Source organism: Bradyrhizobium altum (genome assembly GCF_020889705.1).
Classification (GTDB): Bacteria; Pseudomonadota; Alphaproteobacteria; order Rhizobiales; family Xanthobacteraceae; genus Bradyrhizobium; species Bradyrhizobium altum.
In genome coordinates this window covers 1-7,708 of the sequence record NZ_JACMYP010000344.1, presented here as the reverse complement: position 1 = coordinate 7,708, position 7,708 = coordinate 1, and the positions used below count along the sequence as shown (strand labels likewise).

The following is a 7,708-nucleotide window of genomic DNA, read 5'->3' as shown; positions in this document are numbered from 1 at the left end:
GGGCATCCAAGTCTACTTCTGCGACCCGCAAAGCCCTTGGCAGCGCGGCACTAACGAGAACACCAACGGGTTGCTGCGGCAGTACTTTCCGAAAGGCACAGACCTGAGCATCCACAGCGCCGACGAGATATCCGCTGTAGCAGCGGCCCTCAACGCCCGACCGAGAAAGACACTGGGCTGGAAAACGCCGGCAGAAGCGCTTGACGAATTACTGTCATGAGTGAAAACAATTGGTGTTGCGACGACCGTTTGAATCCGCCCAATATGCCTCGGCGGATTACCGCACGCTGATGCAATCCGCCGGCCTCAGGGCGTCGATGAGCCGCAAGGGCAACTGCTATGACAACGCTCCGATGGAGAGCTTCTTTCACACGCTCGAGGCGGAGCTCGTCCAGCACACGCACTATGCAACACGGGCAGAAGCCACACGGGATATCTTTGCCTATATCGAGGCCTTCTATAATCGAACTCGTCGTCACTCCGCCGTCGGCTTTATCAGCCCGATCGAGATGGAGCTAAAAAAGCAGCTTAACCCTGTCCATTTTCTCGGGGGAAGATCAATGGTGCCAAGAGCAGGTTGTGAGACGCTCTGCGTAAACCTAGAGGTGTCTCAGTTTTCTCATCGTCTCACGAGAAGAAGCCATCCGCGAGGCTTCTTGCAACAACATCTCCCGCATCCAAGTACTTGTCGGATCGCTGGTGTGAAGGGCGGGCCACTGGATGGCCTCGGTGAATGTCGGAATTGGGAGCGGACATTTGACGATGCGGAGAGGCATGGCTTTTGCGAAATGCTCGGCCAACCTAGCGGGCATCGTTCCTATACGGTCCGTGCCTAACAGTACAGTCGGGATCATGCTAAGGCTCTGTACGATGACCTCGTTGCGTCGCTTGAGACCGTGCTCGAGCAAGAACCATTCCTCGATCGAGGGCTGCCGCGTACGCCCATACTTTACCGCAACATGCCCCATCGACATGTATCTCTCGAACGTAAGTTTCCGTGACAGTCGCTTGTTCGTGCTGCAGCCTACGCACACCAATGTATCGTCGAACAGTGTCGCCCTAGGATACGCGCTCGACATGAACAGGTCCGGAATAATGAGAAAATCGACTTCACCGCGCCGAAGATGCTCATCGGGCTCGTCGGCGACAGGCAGTAACTCGAATCTGACGGCGGGAGCTTCCCGCGCGACCCGCTCCACAATGTTTCGAAAGAAAACGAGTGTCGCGAAATCGGAAAGGCAGATCCTGAAGCGGCGATCCGATTGGGCTGGGTTGAAGTCCCGGGACATAATAGAGAGTTCGATGCGCAGCAAAGCCTCTCGAGTCGGGGCAGCGAGTCCCTCCGCACGAGGTGTTGGGACAAGTTCTCGGCCCCTCATCATGAATATTTCATCGTGGAAATAGCCCCGCAAACGGGCAACGGCCGCGCTCATCGCTGGCTGGCTCAAGTTAATGCTGCGTGCGGCCGCGGTGAGGTTCCGCTCGTTCATCAGGGCGTCCAGCGCGACTAGGAGATTTAGATCAAGTCCCTTGAAGCGCATAGTCCGAATTATCCAAGAGCTGGATACTCTTCGTTGAAACAAATCGATTTTAGCAATTCTGCGGAGTGCTGGATAGGACTTTCGGTCGGACGGGAATGGAATTTAGACACACTGGGATTGTTGCCCATCTTGCCCAGGCTCGAGAAACCTTCTCAAGTGGATGGAGCATCGATGTACGGAGCAGCGAGCGAGGCGCAATCGATTGCGGCCACACCTCGCGGCGGGTTGCGCAACCTGAATAGCGCCGGCTAGTGTCTCCAGACCTCCCTCGGATCGCGCAGTCCAGCCTGGAGCTATCTCAACTTTTCTGTATCGGCTGCTCACCTGTGGCTAAGGCTCGATTTACCGCGACGAGTCAGGAGCAACAGATTTCAATGACGGCGGGGCAACGCGATGAGCGAGATAAACCTGATCTCGGTATTCGTGGTTTCGGTCAATCGTCAGGTGGAGCGCCGAGCGTTGGAGTGACTGCCGGGAGTCAGAAGACCGGTGGCGGCAGTGATGGTGGCCATTTTTGCGGCCTTGGCCTGCTTTTGCCCGTTGTATCGTAACCGGTATGAGCCCCCACCTGGGCATCACGCGAATGAGCTGCGATACAGCCGGGTAACTGTATTTTGGAGGTGGGCTATGGCAGATGCCATGCATGAAGCCATGCTTGATGCCAGGCAGGAAGGCGGCTCCTATCGTCGGATCGAGGTGATCACGGGGCAACGTCGGCGACGGCACTGGACGGCGGAAGAGAAGGCCGGGATCACGGCGGAGAGCTTCGAGGAAGGGGCCGAGGTCGCTCGGCGCCATGGCGTGGGCTGCTGACGGTGTGGCGGCGCAAGTTCGCGACGGCAGCGAGCTTTCAGGCGCCAGGCTTCGTGCCGGTCCCGATCGCTTCCGAGAGCGGTCCGGCGACGGCAGACGAGCCGGACCGGTTAGCGTCCGCGGATAAGGTGCTGCCGCAGATGGCATCGCCTCCAGGTAAGCTTGGCGGGACGATCGAGATCGAGGTGGGCGGGCACGCATCCGGGTTGAGCCCGGAGTGGAGCTGGCGACGCTTTCGACAGTGCTATCGGCGCTTCGGGACAACCGTTGATTGCATTGCGGTCTGACCTCAAGGTGGTGCTGGCGGCACAGCCGGTCGACTTTCGCAAGTCGATACACACGCTATCGGCGCTGGTGAGCGAAGCGCCGCGTGCGAACCCGTATTGCGGCGACGTCTTCGTGTTCCGCAGCAAGCGCATGGACCGAGTGAAGCTTCTGGCGTGGGACGACAGCAGCATGGTGCTGGTGACGAAGTGGCTGCACCAGGGGCGCTTCACCTGGCCGCCGATCCGCGATGGCGCGGTGCATCTCGGTGTGGACGCGTGTCTCACCCAAGCCTGTGAAGCCGCCGGCCGTTGTTGGCTGAGAGGTGAGGATTTCGCTGGAGCATGGAGTGGGCGCACGTATCGTCTGATCATGGCGATTCGCCCCGACGCTCTCCCGACAGATCCAGCAGCGCTAACCGAGATGATGCTCGCGCTTGACGTCGAGAACGAGAAGCTGCGCGTGGCGATGCAGACGCTCAAGGAGATGATCTTCGGGAAGCGCTCGGAGCGGCTTGCGGTGATTGTCGCGGCCCAACTAGCTCTTGAGCTGGGCGATCTCGAGACCGACGCCACCACGCTACCTGCGCCGACCGACGACTCTGCGCCCGCGACGAAGCCGTCCGACAAGCCGCGCAAGAAGGCGCATCGCAACATCGGCGCGCTGCCCAAGCACCTGCCGCGTTGCGAGCAGGTGCTGGAGCCGGCGGCGACCGCGTGCCCTTGCTGTCAGGGTCGGCTTCACAAGATCGGCGAGGACGTCAGCGAGGTGTTGGACGTGATCCCGGCGATGCTGCGGGTGCTGCGGACGATCCGTCCCAAATACGCCTGCCACGGTTGCACCGACGGTGTGGTCCAGGCGAAGGCGCTGCCGCGTTTGGTTGAGGGCGGCATGGTATCGACCGCACTCGTGGCTCACGTGGTAGTCTCGAAGTTCGCTTGGTATCTGCCGCTGTACCGCCAAGTGCAGATCCTGGCTGGCCAAGGCATTCATCTCGACCGCGCGACGCTCGCCAACTTGGTGAAGCGTGCGGCTTGGTGGCTCAAGAGCCTTTATGAACTTCAGCTGCGGACGATCCAGGCTTCGCCGCGGCTGTTCTGCGTCGAGACGCCGATGCCGGTGCTCGATCCCGGGCGACATCGCACCCGTATCTGCCAGTTCCTGGGCGCATGCCATGGATGATCGCCCATGGGGCGGCCCATCGCCGCCGGCGGTCGCCTATGTGTTTGCCGATGGCCGCGGCACCGAGGACATCGCCGGGCAATTGACCGGCTTCTCCGGCCCAGTAGATGCAAGCAAAATATAACTTCGCATGTGGTCGGGTGCTGACGTGTGTCCGGCCTCGTGATGCGACCCCGACACGTCGCGGGCCCTTATGGAATGCGTGGATTGGATCCAATTCGGCTGCGCGTGCTCGCCGGCACTCATCCACCTGTTGATTCTTCCAATCCCAGTCCTGACAATCGCGGCCACAATGCCCCACCGAATACAAGTTTCAGGGTGTTCATCTCAGGTCTTGGCCGTGCAAAACGGCATCAAAGGGCGTCGGTCCGGAAGCTAGCAACCGCGCTTGTCTCAGGCCGCGATCGCAGTGATCAGTGGCTTGGTCCCGACGATGTTCATGACCCGCGTCAGATTGTAGGACGGAGAGCGCCATCTCGGCGGCGACCTTCGGAAGGGTTTGGTGAGGAAGTCCGTCGCCCCAATGCGGGCCTTCATCTACCGAAGGGATGCTCGATTGTCTCGCGCCGCTGGCGCATCGCTTCCGGGTTTGCGTCAAGGCGCTGCGGCACGGCCTCGAGCAGATGCTCGTGCTCCCATTGTAATCCGCCGCTCTGATCCTGGCGTGCATTGGGATTTGAGCGCACAATTTTGCAGGCTGTGGTCCAGTAGCGCCGCAACATCTTGCCGTCTTCTTCGTTCGGTAGCGATAAGGTAGCGCTCCCCAGCTGGGCAGCGATAGGCGTCATCTTCCGGCAAATAGACAAAGTCCTGGTTACCGAAGCGTCCGTCCCCGCCTTGGCATTCGACGTCTGCGGCTTGGGCAGCGTCACTGTGATGCCGGCCTCGTGGCAGGCGAGGATCTCCGGGCTGTTGAAGTAGCCGCGATCGGCTACAGCGTCGAGCGTCTCGGTCTTGAGAACGACCTTTGAACGCATTCAAGAAAGATTGCCTTTCATGCGCACCACTTGCTGCGGCCCATACGTCCGCCGTGCGACGTCTCTATCGACGAAATGCCTGCCAATTCAAGACGCGCTGGACTTGCCCTCGCGCAGATCGATTGTGCGCCCCAGGCGGGGGTCATCGCTGCGTCGGGAGGCCACAAGTTCGTAGGTATTGACGTAATCACCGCTCGAATGGGCTTGAACCGCACGTAACGTCAGATTGTAAGCTTTCTGACAAGTCGCGACGTTCTCTGTCGCCCGACATTTCTGGCAGGTACCAAGAATTGCGAATGTCTCAACGTCTCAAGGTCGCGCCGACCGGCTCGGTCACGCTTCTCGAGCACTCCTCCCGAAGACACCCTGTCGGCGTCACCGATGCACCGGGAAACGTCCACGGGCTCGTTGCAGGCGGAACGCCACGTGCCGATCGAGAGCAGGACGCGCAACCTTCTCCTCGCCCTCGCCGCACGCAACGCAGCGCCAATTTTGAGATCAGATCAATCCGTCGCTGTTCGTGGCGAGAGACGAAATACGGCCGGCGACACCGCCTAACTAGGTGCGTGACGTTGCAGACCTGGGATCGCACTCATCGCGCAACAACTGTGTTCGATGCGCCGCAACGCTGGCGATGTTGGAGGCGATCGAATGACTGCACCGCTCGCGTTCGCCAGGTCAGGTTGCCGGCTATCGAGAGAACTTGTCTTTAGCTCGAACGCACTCGGTCGTTTCGTCCAGCGGCTTTCGGCGCATGGGCCAGCTGCGACACGTCACCTGCCTTCAAATACGACACCTGCATTTGCCGTGACTTAGAGAGGCCACAAAGTCAACGGCATAGCAAAACCGACTTCGGACTAAGGCAACTTGGGAGCTCCAAATGCCAACTTCTTGTCTCTGTTCAGCTTCAACCCCAAAAATTCTCTTCACATTGGTTTCGACCGCGCGCATTTGCGCCAAGGATACCGCCACCAACAGGTCGACGACCGGAAGCACTGCGGCCATCGGCGCGCAGAAGTGCGAGCGGTTCACCAAGGCACATGATGCAGTGAATAATTTCATCCGGCTTCCGGGCGATACACTCACTTTGAGCATCGCCGACGACACGCGCCGTCACGGGCACGCCGGCGCGGTCACCTATCGGCCGGCAATGGATCGGGTGAGATTGATCTCGGCTCACCATCCCAGTGCTCCTGGCCGCCAATCTTCAACGCTTGTGCCGAAGCGATCGTTTTTCAGCTTCGCCCGATCTCGCGGTCGATCGTGACGCGCTCAGCTTGGTGGCGATGGACGAAAGGGAATCAAATGCGAATTCTCCTGGTCGACGACCATACGAATTTTGCGCGTGCAGTGAAGGAAGCGCTATTGAACGACGGTTTTGCGGTCGATCTGACGCGCACCCTGGACGAGGCGGCAGCCGCCCTTGATTGCGCCAGCTACGACGTTCTCCTGCTGGAGTTGGTTCTTCCAGATGGAGACGGCTTGACCTGGCTGAAGCATTTGAGGCGCGAGAGATGTTCGACGCCAGCCATGATGATGAGCAGCCTCAATGATCTCGGCAGGCGGATTGCCGTTTTCAACGCTGGCGCTGACGATTTCCTGCCAAAGCCCGTGTCGATCGACGAACTCATTGCTCGCATGCGAGCTCTTTTGCGACGGGCAACCCAAATGACAGCCCCGCTCGTTACGTTCGGCAATCTCAATTTCGATCCTGTCGCCAGACAAGTCTCGGTTGGTGATCGCATCTTGAGAATTGCGCGCCGAGAAGTGTGCATACTTGAGCATTTGCTCAGTCGCGCTGGCCGTACCGTACCGCGATCCTCACTGGAGGACAGCCTATATGCTTTCGACGACCATGTCACGACCAACGCGCTTGAGGTCGGAATCTACCGCTTGCGCTGCATTTTGAGTGAGTCCGGTGCGACGCTAACCATCAAGACCGCGCGCGGCGTCGGTTACTCCCTTGCGCTGAATAATGCCGCATAAGCGGCGTAGCTCGATCGAACATGAAAGTAAAGAGAGCCTTGAAGGCCTTCCCTAGTCGTGATGCTGGGCGCCGGATGATCGCCCTGTCGTACATCTCGTGCGCGGCCGCCCTACTGTTTCCATTGTGCGCCGCAGCTCAGACACAACGCGACGGCGTTCAGAGGGCGGCGCGCGCCACTGCTGATAGCCTTAACGGAACTCTTGATCTTGCCTCCTCTCAAGGTAAGACAATCCATCTCCCTGCGCCCGCGGCGAGCATCTTTGTTGCCGACCCGGCGATCGCCGACTATCAAGCGCCGTCGAACACGACCATCTTCGTATTCGGAAAAAAGTCGGGACGGACCAGCTTGTTTGCGTTGAACGATAACGGAGAAGCTTTAGCCGAGCTTCGTGTTGTCGTCAGGCAACCCGTCGAGGATCTCCGTGCCGCGCTCAAGGCTGAGCTCGGGGACTATCCAATCCGAGTCAGCTATACCCCACGCGGCGCGATTCTTAGCGGGACAGCGCCAAACGCCAATGTCGTTGATGCCGCCAAGAAGGTGACAGAGCAATTTCTCGGTGCGGGTGCACTAGTCGTGAATAAGATTCAGGTTGCTGGATCATTACAGGTCAACTTGAGCGTGCGCATCGCCGAAGTCTCGCGCAGCGCCATGAAGGAGCTCGGCATTAACCTCTCCGTCTCAGGTCAAAATGGCACGTTCGTTTTTGGCTTTAGCCGCGGCGGATCTGGCAGTACCGCCGCGGCTCGCGGCGGCGGGACGGCAAATATCGGATTCGGCGTTGGCGGGGCGAATGTCAGTGCTGTCCTTGACGCACTCGCCAGCGAACACCTCGCTTCGGTACTTGCCGAACCTAATCTTACCGCCATGTCCGGAGAGTCAGCAAGCTTCCTGGCAGGTGGCGAATTTCCCATTCCGGTCATGCAGGACAATCGGCAGGTCTCAG

General features: G+C 59.5%; 6 protein-coding genes and 3 pseudogenes. 7 read left to right on the top strand and 2 right to left on the bottom strand.

Features of this window, described 5'->3' with window-relative positions; translation table 11 throughout:
- Both H8B02_RS42765 and H8B02_RS42760 read left to right on the top strand, forming a co-directional pair.
- A partial coding sequence (locus H8B02_RS42765; protein WP_028181921.1) for an IS30 family transposase occupies nt 1–220 on the top strand: 220 nt, incomplete at its 5' end.
- Nucleotides 221–257: 37 nt separating this feature from the next.
- Nucleotides 258–515 (top strand): annotated as a pseudogene (locus tag H8B02_RS42760) (IS3 family transposase); the annotation flags it as partial.
- A gap of 84 nt (nt 516–599) precedes the next feature.
- On the opposite strand, the gene H8B02_RS42755 reads toward H8B02_RS42760, so the two are convergent.
- Nucleotides 600–1,541 carry a LysR family transcriptional regulator gene (locus H8B02_RS42755; protein WP_229171741.1) on the bottom strand — a complete coding sequence of 314 codons (942 nt, stop codon included), beginning with the start codon at nt 1,539–1,541 and terminating at the stop codon, nt 600–602.
- Nucleotides 1,542–2,231: 690 nt separating this feature from the next.
- On the opposite strand from H8B02_RS42755, the pseudogene H8B02_RS49330 reads away from it, so the two are divergent.
- The 3 genes and pseudogenes from H8B02_RS49330 to H8B02_RS42740 form a co-directional block, all read left to right on the top strand.
- Nucleotides 2,232–2,345, top strand: a pseudogene (locus H8B02_RS49330) (IS66-like element accessory protein TnpA); the annotation flags it as partial.
- Nucleotides 2,346–2,621: 276 nt separating this feature from the next.
- Nucleotides 2,622–3,800, top strand: coding sequence for an IS66 family insertion sequence element accessory protein TnpB (gene tnpB, locus H8B02_RS42745; protein ID WP_229171739.1), 1,179 nt, complete (start codon nt 2,622–2,624; stop codon nt 3,798–3,800).
- Nucleotides 3,793–3,924: an IS66 family transposase gene (locus tag H8B02_RS42740; protein WP_229171737.1), complete on the top strand. Its 132-nt coding sequence runs from the start codon at nt 3,793–3,795 to the stop codon at nt 3,922–3,924. Before tnpB ends, H8B02_RS42740 begins: the two co-directional genes overlap by 8 nt.
- Before the next feature lie 269 nt (nt 3,925–4,193).
- On the opposite strand, the pseudogene H8B02_RS42735 reads toward H8B02_RS42740, so the two are convergent.
- Nucleotides 4,194–4,750, bottom strand: a pseudogene (locus H8B02_RS42735) (transposase); the annotation flags it as partial.
- A 1,332-nt stretch (nt 4,751–6,082) separates the two neighbouring features.
- Between H8B02_RS42735 and H8B02_RS42730 the strand changes: the two are divergent.
- On the top strand, nt 6,083–6,763 hold the full coding sequence (locus H8B02_RS42730; RefSeq protein ID WP_229171735.1) for a response regulator transcription factor: 681 nt from the start codon (nt 6,083–6,085) through the stop codon (nt 6,761–6,763).
- 74 nt (nt 6,764–6,837) lie between these two features.
- Nucleotides 6,838–7,708 (top strand): type II and III secretion system protein family protein (locus H8B02_RS42725; protein ID WP_229171743.1); only part of this gene is annotated, 871 nt, incomplete at its 3' end.

Excerpts from the sequence above, each read along its gene's own strand:
- H8B02_RS42755 (WP_229171741.1), bottom strand. The coding sequence starts at position 1,541 with ATGCGCTTCAAGGGACTTGATCTAAATCTCCTAGTCGCGCTGGACGCC.
- H8B02_RS42740 (WP_229171737.1), top strand. The coding sequence starts at position 3,793 with ATGGATGATCGCCCATGGGGCGGCCCATCGCCGCCGGCGGTCGCCTAT.
- H8B02_RS42730 (WP_229171735.1), top strand. The coding sequence starts at position 6,083 with ATGCGAATTCTCCTGGTCGACGACCATACGAATTTTGCGCGTGCAGTG.